This is a genomic window from Bradyrhizobium erythrophlei, assembly GCF_900129425.1.
Taxonomy (GTDB): Bacteria; Pseudomonadota; Alphaproteobacteria; order Rhizobiales; family Xanthobacteraceae; genus Bradyrhizobium; species Bradyrhizobium erythrophlei_C.
This window is the reverse complement of sequence record NZ_LT670817.1, coordinates 5,588,645-5,602,588: the sequence shown is the minus strand read 5'-3', so window position 1 is coordinate 5,602,588 and position 13,944 is coordinate 5,588,645. Positions and strand designations below refer to the sequence as shown.

Genomic DNA, 13,944 nt, shown 5'->3' with positions numbered 1-13,944 from the left:
AGCCGCGAGAATGTGCAATGATATCAGCGCTGTCTTCAAGCCGTGCGATCACGAAATCGCCGTTTGGCGCTTCGCCGGCGTGACCAGGAAAGCGGCAGGACGGTATCGATTCATGCTTTGTTAGAAACTTGGTTCCAACGTCGGCCAGTCGCCCGATCAAAAAAGATTGGGACTAGGCTCACTCCAGTTTCACACCAGAAAGGTATGAAAAATGTCCGGTATTGTTCTCTCTGCGTCGGTTCGCCAGAACCTGCTCTCGCTGCAGTCGACTGCTTCGCTGCTTGCCACCACCCAGAATGACCTCGCCACCGGCAACAAGGTCAACTCGGCCCTCGACAATCCCACCAACTTCTTCACCGCGCAGGGCCTCAACAACCGCGCCAGCGACATCAATAACCTGCTCGACAGCATCGGCAACGGCGTGCAGGTGCTGCAGGCCGCCAATACCGGCATCACCTCGCTGCAAGGTCTGGTCGCCAGCGCCCAGTCGATCGCCAACCAGGTGCTGCAGAGCCCGGTCGGCTATACGACCAAGTCCAATGTGACCTCGACCGCCATCACTGGCGCCACGGCGAACAACCTGCTCGGCCCGGGCACTGCTGGTTCGGTCACCGCCGGTGCCTTCACGACCGTCAATTTGGGTACGGGCTCCATAGCCTTCTCTGTCGCGGTCGATGGTGGTACGGCCAAGACCATCACGCTCAGCTCCGCAAATGTTACGGCGTACAACACGGCAAATGGTACTTCGCTCAACGCTAACAGCCTGAGCGCATCTGATGTCGCCAACCTCACCAACTACCAGTTCGGGTCCACCATTGCTTCGGTTTCAGGCGGCAAATTGGTGTTCACTTCGGGCACAACGGGTGCGAGCTCCAACGTCACAACCACCGCCGAGGTCGTGACTGGCGCGGCCACCGGCACGACCGGCGTCGCTGTGGGGAACACCAGCGGCACGAACCCCACGCTCTCCGGCGAGACGCTCACGATCGCCGCTACCGGCGGCGGCACGGCGACCAACATCACTTTCGGAACCGGCGCCGGGCAAATCTCGACGCTCAATGCGCTCAATACCGCGCTGGCGGCGAACAACCTGCAGGCCAGCATCAGCACGACCGGACAGATCAACATCGAGACCACCAACAACGCAGCTTCGTCGACGATCGGCACGATTGGCGGGTCGGCTACGGTGTTCACGGCCGGTGCGGGTCCAGCTGCGGTCGCTGATCCGAACTCGCAGGCCACACGCGCCAGCCTGGTCGCCCAGTACAACAACGTGCTGCAGCAGATCAACACCACGGCGCAGGACTCGTCCTTCAACGGCGTCAACCTGCTGAACGGCGATACCCTCAATCTGACGTTCGACGAGACCGGCGCTTCGAAGCTGGCGATTTCCGGCGTTACCTTCAACACCAGCGGCCTCAGTCTCTCGACGCTTACCGCGGGCACCGACTTCCTCGACAACAACTCGGCCAACAAAGCGTTGACCGCGTTGGGCAACGCCAGTACCACGCTGCGCTCGGAAGCATCCGCGTTGGGTTCGAACCTGTCGATCGTGCAGATCCGCCAGGACTTCAACAAGAACCTGATCAACGTGCTGCAGACCGGCTCGTCCAACCTGACGCTGGCCGACCCCAACCAGGAAGCGGCCAACAGCCAGGCGCTGTCGACCCGCCAGTCGATCGCGGTCTCGGCGCTGGCGCTCGCCAACCAGTCGCAGCAGAGCGTGCTTCAGCTCCTGCGCTGATCGCTCCGGCAAAAACGACATTGAAGCGGCGGGGGAAACCCCGCCGTTTTTCGCTTTGGAAAGCGTTAATCAAACCCCTTAAGCCGGCATTAACGTTAATTTAAAGGAGTCTCGGTAGAACTACGGACATGAACTAGGAAGGGTTTGACACATGTCCGGTATTGTTCTTTCGGCATCGGTTCGCCAGAACCTGCTCTCGCTGCAGTCGACCGCCGCCCTGCTCGCGACCACTCAAAACGATCTCGCCACGGGCAACAAGGTCAATACGGCGCTCGACAATCCCACCGAATATTTCACGGCGCAGGGCCTCAACAACCGCGCCAGCGATATCAATAACCTGCTGGACAGCATCGGCAACGGCGTGCAGGTGCTTCAGGCCGCCAACACCGGCATCACCTCGCTGCAGAGCCTGGTCGCCAGCGCCCAGTCGATCGCCAATCAGGTGCTGCAGAGCCCGGTCGGCTATACGACCAAGTCCAATGTGACCTCGACCGCCATCACTGGCGCCACGGCGAACAACCTGCTCGGCCCGGGCACTGCTGGTTCGGTCACCGCCGGTGCCTTCACGACCGTCAATTTGGGTACGGGCTCCATAGCCTTCTCTGTCGCGGTCGATGGTGGTACGGCCAAGACCATCACGCTCAGCTCCGCAAATGTTACGGCGTACAACACGGCAAATGGTACTTCGCTCAACGCTAACAGCCTGAGCGCATCTGATGTCGCCAACCTCACCAACTACCAGTTCGGGTCCACCGTCGCTTCGGTTTCGGGCGGCAAATTGGTGTTCACTTCGGGCACAACGGGTGCGAGCTCCAACGTCACAACCACCGCCGAGGTCGTGACTGGCGCGGCCACCGGCACGACCGGCGTCGCTGTGGGGAACACCAGCGGCACGAACCCCACGCTCTCCGGCGAGACGCTCACGATCGCCGCTACCGGCGGCGGCACGGCGACCAACATCACTTTCGGAACCGGCGCCGGGCAAATCTCGACGCTCAATGCGCTCAATACCGCGCTGGCGGCGAACAACCTGCAGGCCAGCATCAGCACGACCGGACAGATCAACATCGAGACCACCAACAACGCAGCTTCGTCGACGATCGGCACGATTGGCGGGTCGGCTACGGTGTTCACGGCCGGTGCGGGTCCAGCTCCGGTCGGTGATCCGAACTCGCTGGCCACACGCGCCAGCCTGGTCGCCCAGTACAACAACGTGCTGCAGCAGATCAACACCACCGCGCAGGACTCGTCCTTCAACGGCGTCAACCTGCTGAACGGCGATACCCTCAATCTGACGTTCGACGAGACCGGCGCTTCGAAGCTGGCGATTACCGGCGTCACCTTCAACACCGCCGGCCTCAATCTCTCGACGCTTACCGCAGGCACCGACTTCCTCGACAACAACTCGGCCAACAAAGCGTTGACCGCGCTGAGCAGCGCCAGCACCACGCTGCGCACGGAGGCATCGAGCCTTGGTTCGAACCTGTCGATCGTGGAAATCCGTCAGGACTTCAACAAGAACCTGATCAACGTGCTGCAGACCGGCGCATCGAACCTGACAGTCGCCGACCCCAACCAGGAAGCGGCCAACAGCCAGGCGCTGTCGACCCGCCAGTCGATCGCGGTCTCGGCGCTGGCGCTCGCCAACCAGTCGCAGCAGAGCGTGTTGCAGCTGCTGCGCTGATCTCGACCGCGAGAAACAAGATCGAACCGGCGAGGAAAACCTCGCCGTTTTTAGAGCCGATGCTAACCAATACTTTATAGGCATCGAAGTAAACCTTGGGCAATTCGGAAACCCACGTCCCGCATAAAACCGCCGTCGAGGTTATGAATGTCCCATGCTGCTAACGCCTACGCTCGCACCGCCCGAGAATCTTCTTCTCCTCGCGAAATCGAAGCGCAGACGCTGCTGATGGCGGCAAGAAAACTGGTCGAAGTTCAGACCAACTGGGCTGGCGCCGACAAACGGATGCACGCAGCACTTCTGTTCAACCGCCGGCTCTGGACCATTTTCATGAGCGCGGCGGAAAGCAATGATAATCCCCAGCCGGTTGAGGTTCGCCAAAACATCATGAACATCGCAGTTTTTGTGATGCAGCGAACCATTGAAATGCAAACCGATCCGAAGCCCGAAAAACTGCAGTCACTGATCGACATCAATTCCAATATCGCTGCGGGTCTGTCAGGAAGGCCGTAACGGCCCGGAACTCGCACCCCAACAGCCGCAATGTGGTCGCGCCGCACAGCATAACGCGATCCGGACCGCCGGCACCACCAACAGCGCCTGACCTCAGGCCGTGCGGTCGGTGGCGATCGAGCGTGCAGGATCGCCTTTGGTCAGGTCGAGCGTGTGGAAATAGGCGCGGCGGCGCAGCATCGCCTCGTCGGGATACTGCTGTACCACCGTGTCCGTTTTGGTATCGATGACCTGATAGACGATCGAGGCTGCGGCCTGATCGATAAACGCCTGATGCGATACGGAATCGCTTGCTACCGGCGAATAGCTGCCGGCGCCTGCGCTCGGGTCCGCAACCGTGACGCTTTGGCTCGCGGGCAGTTGGGTCTCGACTGCGTTGTTAGCCGCCTGGCTGACAGGCTGCACAACAGGCGTAGCCGCCGGTGCGCCCACCGGCCTGATGCTGAAATCCGTGCTCATGGCCGCCTCCTGGCTTCCGTCGAGTCAAATCCCAACCCCTTTCCCTATGCAACTATGACCTGCACCTCTCAACGTTCGGTTAGCGAATGCGCTGAATGCCGCGTTGAAGCCGGTGCGAAAAGTTGATGAAAACTGTTGCTATTTTTCGGGCGCGCAGCGTTCGCGCTCAGAGCGAGCGGCTGACCGCCAGCGGCGTGAGGTGCCGCGGTCCCGGTGCCGCGCGTCGTCCGGCCGCGGTATAGGTGTTGGGAATATTGCGGCGCTGAACCTCGGCGTTGACGCCGCGCACGATGCCTTCGGAGACCGCGTGCGCCGTCGCCAGCACCGTGAGGTTGATCTGCAGCATGGCGCGAAACACGTCGTGATGGCGATGCAGCGTGTTCAACAGCTCCGGCGCCGTCTGGTACAGATATTTCTGGCTGGCCTTCAGATGCGCGATCGCGCTGACGTAGCGGCGCGACAGCTCCGTCTTTCTCGGCTCGAACGCCATCGCCTCGCGCAGCTTGCCGGCGCGAACCAGTTCGGTTTCGCGTTCGATGACGCCGAGCAGCGCGCTCATGACATCCATCAGGTTCTCGGCGAGCTTGCGGGCTTCGGCCGGCGTCGCGGCCATCGGGATCGGCGTGGGGGCCTGCTGCCGCTGTGGTTGCTGATTCATGTCGGGCTCCCCTGGATCTAATTGGAACGGTTGGCTTGCTGGGCCTGGCTGGCTTGGTGCAGAATCAGCGTGCGATAGACCTCGTGGGAAATTCCGACGCCGCCGGCCTTGGCGAAGGATTTCGAATATTGTTCGGTCAGCATCGAGCGCCACACCCCGGTGCCCTGGGTATCGCCGAACGGGCCGTCGCCCTTGAGGCCGTTGGTCATCTGCGCAAACATCTGATTGAGAAACATCCCCTCGAAATCGGTCGCCGTCGCCTTGGCCTTGGCCTGCGCCTGCGGCGAGACCTTGGTCAGGGCATCGGCGAGCTGATAGTCCGGCCGGCCGTTGATGGAAGGAATCTTGGCTGTGGCGGCCGCGCCGCGGGGCAGGCTGTTGCTGAGGTTGATCTGCATCACATCACCTCGATGTCGGCTTCGATCGCGCCCGCGGCCTTGATCGCCTGCAGAATGCCGATCAGGTCGCGCGGGCCGATGCCGAGCCCGTTGAGGCCGTCGACCAGCTGCTGCAGCGACACGCCGTCTTTCATGACCGCCAGTTTCTTGCCGTCCTCGCTAACCGAGACGGTGCTGCGCGGGGTCACCACGCTCCGGCCGCGCGACAGCGGATTGGGCTGGCTGACCTGCGGGCTTTCGGAAATCGTCACGGTGAGATTGCCCTGCGCCACGGCGACGGTGGCGACGCGGACGTCGCGGCCCATCACGATGATCCCGGAGCGCTCGTCGATGATGATCTTGGCTGCGAGATCCGGGTCGACCTGCAGCTGTTCGATCTCGGTCAGGAAGGCGACCACGTTGCCCTTGAATTCGGGGGGGATGGTAAGCTGCACGGTCGAGGGATCGATCGGCTCGGCGGACTTGGCGCCGAGATAATCGTTGACCGCGGAGGCGATGCGCTTGGCGGTGGTGAAATCGGCATTGCGCAGCGCGAGCCGCACATTGGGCAGGCGGTTGAGCGCGAACTCGATCTCGCGTTCGATGATGGCGCCGTTAGCGATGCGGCCGACCGTCGGCACGCCGCGGACGATCTTGGCGGCGTCGCCTTCGGCCTGGAAACCCGAGATCGCGATCGAGCCCTGCGCCACCGCGTAGACGTTGCCGTCGGCGCCGAGCAGGGGGGTGACGAGCAGGGTGCCGCCCATCAGGTTTTTGGCATCGCCGAGCGAGGACACCGTGACGTCCATCCGGGTGCCCTGGGTGCCGAACGGGGGCAGATTGCCGGTGACCATCACGGCGGCGACGTTGCCGGTGCGGATGGTGGCGCCGCGGATGTTGACGCCCATCCGCTCCAGCATCGCCTGCAGCGATTGCTTGGTGAAGGGAATGTTGTTCAGCGTGTCGCCGCTGCCGTTGAGGCCGACGACGAGGCCATAGCCGATCAGCTGGTTCTGCCGCACGCCTTCGATATTGGCGAGATCCTTGATTCGCGAGGTCGCGCCGGCAGGCATAACGGATAGCGGCAGCGCGAGCGCCAGCAGCGCGGCGCAGGCCACCCGAAACACGTTTGCCGAATAGACGCTTGGCATCCTCTGCTCCCCGCTGAGGTCTGAACTTCGGACCTGCGCATCACTCCCATGACGGCGATCCGGCATTAACTATGCGAGCCCTGTGCCACACCTGTTTTTCGGACTAATTAATTGATATTGTTCAATAAAATGAGATAGAGCTGCCGCGGAACCGGGTTGCCGCAACGGCGAAACTGCCGCTCGGCGGCAGATTTTGCCGGGCTGTTTACGCCCCGTTAACCAAAGAAGGGCGAAGCTTCGCCTGAGCCACCGCGAGACCAGACCATGCGCATCAACGGACCGAACGGAACCACGCTGGGATCGCCCACGGCTAACACCAGGCGAACCAATTCGAGCGGCTTTGCGCTGCCGGACGCGACCCCGAGCGCCGAAGTCCGCCCCGCCGTGGCGCCCAAGGCGGCGGCCAATATCGATGCGCTGCTGGCCATGCAAGGCATCGAGGATCCGGTCGAGCGCCGCAAGCGTTCGGTGCAGCGCGGCAAGGGCGCGCTCGACGTGCTCGACGACCTCAAGATCGGGCTGTTGTCCGGCAATCTGAACGCTTCCACGGTAAGTCGGCTGCGCGACGCAGCCGCCAACCTCAAATCCACCTCCGGCGATCCCGGCCTGGACGCGGTATTGTCCGAGATCGAGCTGCGGGTCGAAGTCGAGCTCGCCAAAGCCGGTCAATTCTAGGCCCGGCAGCCCCCGGGGCTGACCCGGCGCACGGGTTCCATAGGGGAAACCCGGTCCTGCCCGGTTTCCCGCCGGCGGGCGATATTGTCTGTCACAAGACACCGCTATATAAGGCGCGCGCGGACGGACCATTTTCCGACCGCCTTGTACTGCAAGTGGGCTGGCCTTGGAAAAGTTGAAAAATTATCGACCCTCCGAAAAAGAGCCTTTCATGAACGATCGCCAGCGCGATTATTTCCGCGCCAAGCTGCTGGCCTGGAAGGACGAGATCCTGCGGGAATCGCGGATCACCCTGCAGACGCTCCAGGAAGAGAACGTCAATCATCCCGATCTCGCCGATCGCGCATCGTCCGAGACCGACCGCGCGATCGAACTGCGCGCCCGCGATCGCCAGCGCAAGCTGATCTCCAAGATCGACGCGGCGCTGCAGCGCATCGACGACAACACCTACGGCTATTGCGAGGAGACCGGCGAGCCGATCTCGCTGAAGCGGCTGGAAGCCCGCCCGATCGCGACGCTGTCGGTGGAGGCTCAGGAGCGCCACGAAAAACGCGAGAAGGTCTATCGCGACGAGTAGGTCCTGGCCGCCGCGTGCGGTTATTTTTTTGTTTAGTCCATATTGCACGCACGCCGGAAGCCGCCGATGAACGACACCCTCGCGGCCGCGCAAGCCATCGCCGCTGCCCGCCGCAGCCGCACGCCGCTCAAGCCGCTGGCCGCCGAACTCGCGCCGCGGACCGAAGCTGACGGCTACCGGATTCAGGAAGCGCTGCGCGATCTGCTGGCGGCCGATTTCGGCGCGCCGGTGGGTTACAAGATCGGCTGCACCAGTGCAGTGATGCAGCACTATCTCGACATCCCGCATCCCTGCGGCGGCAGCGTCTTCACAAAGGGCGTTCACGACAGCGGCGTGTCGCTGCGCCATTCCGATTTCGTCCGGGTCGGCGTCGAATGCGAAATCGCCGTGCGTCTTGGCCGCGATCTCGCGCCCTCGCAGGCGCCGTTCACCGCCGATGCGGTCGCCCACGCGATCGAATCCTATCTGCCGGCAATCGAGATCGTCGATGACCGCTACATGGACTGGCAGAGCATCGGCGCGCCGACATTGGTCGCGGACGATTTCTTTGCCGCCGCCTGCGTGCTCGGCAAACCCGTGGCGCGATCGGCCGCGCCCGATCTGCTCGAGGTCGCCGGCCGCGCCGTCATCAACGGCGTCGAAGTCGGCCGAGGCACCGGCGCCGATGTGCTCGGCCATCCCCACCACGCGCTCGCCTGGCTCGCCAATCATCTCGCCGCCCGTGGCAAAAGCCTGCGGGCAGGGGAGATCGTGCTGACCGGGAGTCTCGTCAAGACGATCTGGCTCACCGCGGGGGACACGGTGCTGATGGAACTGGCGGGATTGGGCAATGTAAGCGCGACGTTTTCGTGAGTTGTGCCGGCATCGCTCCCGCCGTCATTGCGATCCAACGGGTCGCGCGAATGCGCGCAGGTGACAGTGTCCGCGAAGCAATCCATGACTGAAACACCAGTGTTCCGGCAACGGCGGTGAGCTCCCTCTCCCCTTGTGGGAGAGGGTTGGGGTGAGGGGTTCAGGTCTATCGTCAGAGCGTAACCCCTCACCCGGATCGCATCTGACGATGCGATCCGACCTCTCCCACAAGGGGAGAGGTAACGCGCGTACGCGCGTGCGCAGATTTAATTTTCAAACAGCCAATCTCAGACACACCTTCGCGATCTCGCGGCGCGATGCGCCCGAGGTTTGCAATTAATCTCCGCCCTGAAAACAGAGGGCGTGGGGAATGCCGGGCGCCCGATGCACCCGCAGCCTCGTGTGCGCTATTGGTAGTAAGTATGCACACGAGTATTCACAGCGAGCCACCGGAAATCACCCGACATTCCCGCACGCAATGGTTTACGGCTTATACCGTGCTCTCCCCGGTGATCGGCTTTCTTGTCACCGTCGCTTGCAAAAGATTTGCAAACTTGATGCCGGCGTCGAGGCATCAGGACCACACGTCTTCGCCGTCCGCCGACAAACGCCTTCGTCACAAGCGCTATCAGCGTCCACCGCATCCCGCCCCGCGTTCGTGACGACCGCGAAGCGCCCCTCTGTGGGACGGGACGGCGAAAGATATAGACTGATTTGGGTCTTCGGAAAATCAGAATATTTTTTCAAAAGGGGCTGGACACGATATCGCGGAGTGAGCCTGTCGGGCAAATCACCGGACGCGGCGACGGCCGATTTCTTCGTCGTGAAGCCCGCCCGCCGGCATCCGCACCGATACGGTCCTCAGGAGTTCAACGGGATGAACTCGAGCGAGAAACAGGCGCCGGTGGGGTGGCGGGTTTTCAGGGTGATGGTCGCGGAATGCAGCTCGGCGATGCGCTGAACGATGGAAAGCCCAAGACCGGTGCTTCCTGCCTTCCTGCGATCGCGCCGCCAGAAGCGTTGAAAGATGAGTTTGCGCTCGCCTTCAGCGACGCCTGGTCCGTGGTCGAGAACGCTCACCATTCCCTTCTCTTCGACGACGAATTCAACGGTCGTTCCCGGGGCGGTGTGGTTGATGGCATTTTCCGCAAGGTTTCGGATCGCACGGCTCAGCATCTCCGGATTGCCTTTGACCCAGACCGGTTCTTTTGCGCCCAGCAAGGCGACGTCCTTTCCTTGCGCCAGCGCCAGCGGCGCGACAAACTCCGCGACCTCGGCGGCCACCGATCGAAGATCGGCTTTTTCGGAGGGATCGACGACGAACGCATCCAGCTCCGCGATGTCGAGCAGCTGACTGATGATATGCGCCATTCCGTCCACGTCCTGCCGCAGCGCCTGGCCCGTTTGCTCGTCTTTCAGAATATCCAGCCGCGTTCTCAGGATACTCAGGGGGGTGCGCAGTTCGTGCGCGGCGTCCGCGGTGAAATCGCGCTGAATCCGGAGACCCTCTTCAAGCCGGTCCAGGGCCTGGTTGACGGCAGACACCAGAGGACGCACCTCGCGTGGGATCTCTTCGGTCGGCAAGCGCAGGCCGGTGCGCGTCGGTCCGATGTTGCGGGCGATCTCCGAGGCCTGCCACAGCGGCCGCAGGGCACGGCGGAAGATGGCAATGTCCGCGATCAGCAGCACCAGCAGGATGGGCAGCGTGATCCATCCGACATTTTTATAGAAATCGGCGACGATATCGTCGATCAGCACGTCGCGGTTGGCCAGATCCTCACCGGTCTGGATCCAGACGGTGCGGTCGCCGACAGTCTTTTTGACGCTGGCGCCGGACACGGTGGCGTCGCCGCGCTTATGCTGCAAAAACTCGACATCGCTGGATTCTGTGTCCGCGGGAAACAGGGCGGTCTGATCCTTGAGGGAAGAAAACAGCACCCGGCCCTGATTGTCGATCACCGCATAGGAATAACGCCCGTACGCCTGCGAATAGAGCCCGAGCAAGTCGAGCGGAAGGTCCAGTTCGAGGCTGCCGTCCGCCTTCGCGCTTAGATGTTCGCCAACTGAAACGGCCTGTTCTTCCATCGCCTTGTTGTGAATGTTGTCTGTTGCATAGTTCAACAGCCACGACAGCGCCAGCGACATGAAGATGGAGGTAATAATAACGGCGACGACATGCAGGATCACGATGCGGGAAATGATCGACTTGAACCTGATCACGCTATTTTTCCTCTGCGATGAGGTATCCGACTCCGCGAATGGTATGAACCTGGACCTTGGCGCCTCGCTCCGAAAGCTGCTTGCGCAAACGATGAACGTAGACCTCGACGGCATTGGACGCGACGTCCCCCGAGTGTCCAAAGATGTGATCCTCGACCTGCTTCTTGGAAACCACACGGCCTTTGCTGCGCATCAACAGCTCCAGCACCGCGGTTTCGCGGGCCGACAGGAGCTGGGGCTGATCGTCGATGGAGGCCTGCCGGTTTCCGGTATCGAATTCGAGATTCGCGATGCGAAGAGAACTCCCGAGCAGGTGGCCGGGCCGTCGCAATTGAGCTTCCAGTCGCGCGACCAGCTCCTCCAGCGCGAACGGCTTCACCAGATAGTCGTCCGCCCCGCTGCGCAGGCCATGGACGCGATCATGAAGGCCGCCGCGTGCGGTAAGAACCAGAACGGGAATCGGATTGTTTCGATGCCGTATCTCGCGCAACAGCGCGAGGCCATCGCCGTCCGGCAATCCCAGGTCGAGGATGAGAGCGGCGTAGAACGTTGTGTGAAGGACGTTTGTTGCCTCCTCAACCGTGGACAATATGTCAGCCTCGTAGCCCGCCGTTTGCAAGCCCTTGGCCAGAAGCTCGGCGAGTTCCTGATTGTCCTCAACGATCAACAACCGCATGCGCGGCGCCCCATCAATTCAACGAGAGATCAGAACTAGCCATGAACCGAGTCAAGTTGGCAAACAAGAGCCGATCTCCCAGAGGGGAGGCGCTTGTAAGCCTGGTGTAAGGAAGGCCGGGAGCCGGTTTGTTTTGGCGATCACGGGTGCGGCGCTCGATCAGGCCGAGCTCAATATCGCGCCACCGTCATTACCGCATCCAGAGTGTCTGCGGTTTGAACCATGAACCATTTGAGGCTCGACACGACGGCTTTTGATGTCGACAATCGCCGTGCAAAACCAATCATTGCAAGGTGTGCATATGAGAAGTGCCTGGGCTTTGGTGACCGCGGCCGCTTTGGCGGCGATTCTCCCTTTACCTGAAATCGCCCGGGCTCACGAGCGTTGGCCCGATGTCCCTCCCGAGATCGGCGTATTCCCGGTCGGCCGCGCCGGCTGGGTCCCGTACCGTTGCACCGACGCGCCGGTCTACAACTTTTATCACGGCGCCTATTATCGCGAGCCGCCCGCGGTCTATCTCGGCTACGCCTATCGGCCGTATTATCGATACACCGCCTGGCGGGTCATTCCGAGAACGTACTTCTGTTCGGAGAGGTAGCGTCGATAGACGCGTCACCCAAAAGGACGAAATGATGCGATCTGCGGTGACTACCGCGCATCCTCACAGGCACCACTGAAAACGAATTTAATGGAATTGGCGAGCTGCCAATCTACATGAGGATTGTGCCGGTACGCGGCACCTTTCGAAATGGAGAGTGGACGTTCCAATGCAAGAGATCTATGCCACTGCCGCCGTTGGCGGCGCAATAATTGCGCTAATAGGGGCCCTTTCAATGTGGGCGCTGAGGGGACGCAAATGACCCCATCCGGCAGGCGCAGCACCAGCCAGGTTTTTATTCCGGAATAGGTTTGTGCGTGCCACGACCGAGGGCCTGGTGTGTCGTGAGTGAAAGACGGCGTGGCCAGCATTCTCCGGCATTATTTTACCAGACGCACAAAGCGAGATGAGGTTGCCCCGACAGAGCTTCCACGGATGGAGCCTAAAGTGCGAAAAGCAACCTTCACCATTTTCGCCGCGTTGCTGATTGCGGGATCCGCGGTTCAAATGGCGATTGCGTCAGAGCATCGCATGCGCATTGGTCAAGGCCATCGTCGGTGGGATCGACCCTATATTGCGGCCCCACAAAAGCTCGAGCTTGACAGCTACGGCAAGCCTCCGCCCAACGTGACCCAAACGTGCGATATCAAATGGTGCTACGCAGACTGATACGGGCGTTGCGCGCCAGTTCAGTCCGGGTCTGAACAAACTGACACGGACCTGGAAACCTTACCTCTCCCGTAGGGAGAGGTCGGCGCGTAGCGCCGGGTGAGGGGTTACGGTCTATCGTCGGTGCAGCACCCCTCACCCGATTTGCTGCGCAAATCGACCTCTCCCCGCTGGGGAGAGGTGAAGGGCACCGATTCAACTTAAAACCATCTTGCTCTAGTTGTTGAGCTTCGCATAAACAGTCGCGGCCTCCGCCAGGGGAGCTGGCGAAGGCCGCGTATTACATCGCGTCGCGCCTAGGTTCGCGACGCGATGTGGGAGCTCTTTAGAAGACTAGAACGGCAGCAGCACGTCCATCACCTGCTGGCCATAACGCGGCTGCTGCACGTCGGTGATCTGGCCGTGCCCGCCATAGGCGATGCGGGCCTGCGCGATCTTGCTGGAATCGATGGTGTTGTCGCTCTGGATGTCCTCCGGCCGCACGATGCCAGCGACGATCAGTTCGCGCATTTCGAAATTGACGCGGACTTCCTGCTTGCCTTCGACCACCATGTTGCCGTTCGGCAGCAACTGGGTGACGACGGCGGCGATGTTGGTCTGCAGGGTTTCCTGCCGCTGCACCGAACCCTTGCCGTCGGCGTTCGAGGTGGCGTCCGCGGTCAAGAGCCGTCCGGGCAGAGCGGTGGTCTTTCCGGCCAGCAGATTGCTTCCCAGGAACGCGGTAATGCCGGAGTCCTCGGTAACGGTGCGGCTGCGCTGGGTTTCGTTGGCGAAATTGGCCTGGTCGGTGATGTTGACCGTGACGGTCAGGAGGTCGCCGATCTGATGGGCGCGCTGGTCCTTGAAGAACGACCGCGAACCGTTGCGCCACAGCGAATTGGCGTTGTAGGACACCGCCTCGGGCTTCGGCATCGGCATCTGCACCGGCTTGTAGCCGGGCTGCGTCGTCGGATTGTCGATCGAGGACAGTTTCGGCTGTTCGCCGATCTGGGAAAGCCGGTCGATGGAGGAACAGCCGCCGGCGACGCTGACGATGCTCAGCATGGTGCCGGTCAGAACGATACGATTGATACTGGACGTCAACATGAACT

15 protein-coding genes are annotated in these 13,944 nt (G+C 61.7%); 8 read left to right on the top strand and 7 right to left on the bottom strand.

Features of this window, described 5'->3' with window-relative positions:
• Positions 1-211 precede the first annotated feature (211 nt).
• The 3 genes from B5527_RS26955 to flaF all read left to right on the top strand — a co-directional run bounded on the left by B5527_RS26955 (position 212) and on the right by flaF (position 3,941).
• The gene (locus B5527_RS26955; RefSeq protein WP_079604239.1) at positions 212-1,744 is read left to right on the top strand and encodes a flagellin; all 1,533 of its coding nucleotides are present in this window, start codon (positions 212-214) and stop codon (positions 1,742-1,744) included.
• A gap of 151 nt (positions 1,745-1,895) precedes the next feature.
• Positions 1,896-3,428 carry a flagellin gene (locus B5527_RS26950; protein WP_079604238.1) on the top strand — a complete coding sequence of 511 codons (1,533 nt, stop codon included), beginning with the start codon at positions 1,896-1,898 and terminating at the stop codon, positions 3,426-3,428.
• A 147-nt stretch (positions 3,429-3,575) separates the two neighbouring features.
• Entirely contained in the window at positions 3,576-3,941 is a 366-nt protein-coding gene (gene flaF / locus B5527_RS26945) for a flagellar biosynthesis regulator FlaF (protein WP_079604237.1), read from the top strand.
• A gap of 93 nt (positions 3,942-4,034) precedes the next feature.
• Here flaF and B5527_RS26940 read toward each other — a convergent pair whose 3' ends face one another.
• From B5527_RS26940 to B5527_RS26925, 4 genes are all read right to left on the bottom strand, one after another.
• A complete protein-coding gene (locus B5527_RS26940; protein WP_079604236.1) occupies positions 4,035-4,400 on the bottom strand; it encodes a hypothetical protein in 366 nt (121 codons plus the stop codon).
• 166 nt (positions 4,401-4,566) lie between these two features.
• Entirely contained in the window at positions 4,567-5,058 is a 492-nt protein-coding gene (locus B5527_RS26935; protein ID WP_079604235.1) for a hypothetical protein, read from the bottom strand.
• A gap of 17 nt (positions 5,059-5,075) precedes the next feature.
• A complete protein-coding gene (gene flgJ, locus B5527_RS26930) occupies positions 5,076-5,456 on the bottom strand; it encodes a flagellar assembly peptidoglycan hydrolase FlgJ (protein ID WP_079604234.1) in 381 nt (126 codons plus the stop codon).
• Positions 5,456-6,586 carry a flagellar basal body P-ring protein FlgI gene (locus B5527_RS26925; protein ID WP_079604233.1) on the bottom strand — a complete coding sequence of 377 codons (1,131 nt, stop codon included), beginning with the start codon at positions 6,584-6,586 and terminating at the stop codon, positions 5,456-5,458. Before B5527_RS26925 ends, flgJ begins: the two co-directional genes overlap by 1 nt.
• Positions 6,587-6,850: 264 nt before the next feature.
• Between B5527_RS26925 and B5527_RS26920 the strand changes: the two genes are divergently transcribed.
• The 3 genes from B5527_RS26920 (at position 6,851) to B5527_RS26910 (ending at position 8,690) form a co-directional block, all read left to right on the top strand.
• Positions 6,851-7,261, top strand: a complete 411-nt coding sequence (locus B5527_RS26920; RefSeq protein ID WP_079604232.1) for a flagellar assembly protein FliX — start codon at positions 6,851-6,853, stop codon at positions 7,259-7,261.
• A 211-nt stretch (positions 7,262-7,472) separates the two neighbouring features.
• Entirely contained in the window at positions 7,473-7,838 is a 366-nt protein-coding gene (gene dksA / locus B5527_RS26915) for an RNA polymerase-binding protein DksA (RefSeq protein WP_154072547.1), read from the top strand.
• Between the two features lie 66 nt (positions 7,839-7,904).
• Complete coding sequence (locus B5527_RS26910; protein WP_079604230.1) at positions 7,905-8,690, top strand: 2-keto-4-pentenoate hydratase; 786 nt, start codon at positions 7,905-7,907, stop codon at positions 8,688-8,690.
• Positions 8,691-9,551: 861 nt separating this feature from the next.
• On the opposite strand, the gene B5527_RS26905 is transcribed toward B5527_RS26910, so the two are convergent.
• Together B5527_RS26905 and B5527_RS26900 are read right to left on the bottom strand one after the other, a co-directional pair.
• Entirely contained in the window at positions 9,552-10,877 is a 1,326-nt protein-coding gene (locus B5527_RS26905; protein WP_245332261.1) for a sensor histidine kinase, read from the bottom strand.
• Between the two features lie 34 nt (positions 10,878-10,911).
• Positions 10,912-11,586 (bottom strand): response regulator transcription factor, encoded by a 675-nt coding sequence (locus B5527_RS26900; protein ID WP_079604228.1) that lies wholly within the window; start codon positions 11,584-11,586, stop codon positions 10,912-10,914.
• A 256-nt stretch (positions 11,587-11,842) separates the two neighbouring features.
• Here B5527_RS26900 and B5527_RS26895 point away from each other — a divergent pair, with 256 nt between their 5' ends.
• On the top strand, positions 11,843-12,184 hold the full coding sequence (locus B5527_RS26895; RefSeq protein ID WP_245332260.1) for a hypothetical protein: 342 nt from the start codon (positions 11,843-11,845) through the stop codon (positions 12,182-12,184).
• 447 nt (positions 12,185-12,631) lie between these two features.
• Positions 12,632-12,853, top strand: coding sequence for a hypothetical protein (locus tag B5527_RS26890; protein WP_154072546.1), 222 nt, complete (start codon positions 12,632-12,634; stop codon positions 12,851-12,853).
• Positions 12,854-13,186: 333 nt separating this feature from the next.
• Here B5527_RS26890 and flgH read toward each other — a convergent pair whose 3' ends face one another.
• Complete coding sequence (gene flgH / locus B5527_RS26885) at positions 13,187-13,939, bottom strand: flagellar basal body L-ring protein FlgH (RefSeq protein ID WP_079604226.1); 753 nt, start codon at positions 13,937-13,939, stop codon at positions 13,187-13,189.
• Positions 13,940-13,944: the final 5 nt, after the last annotated feature.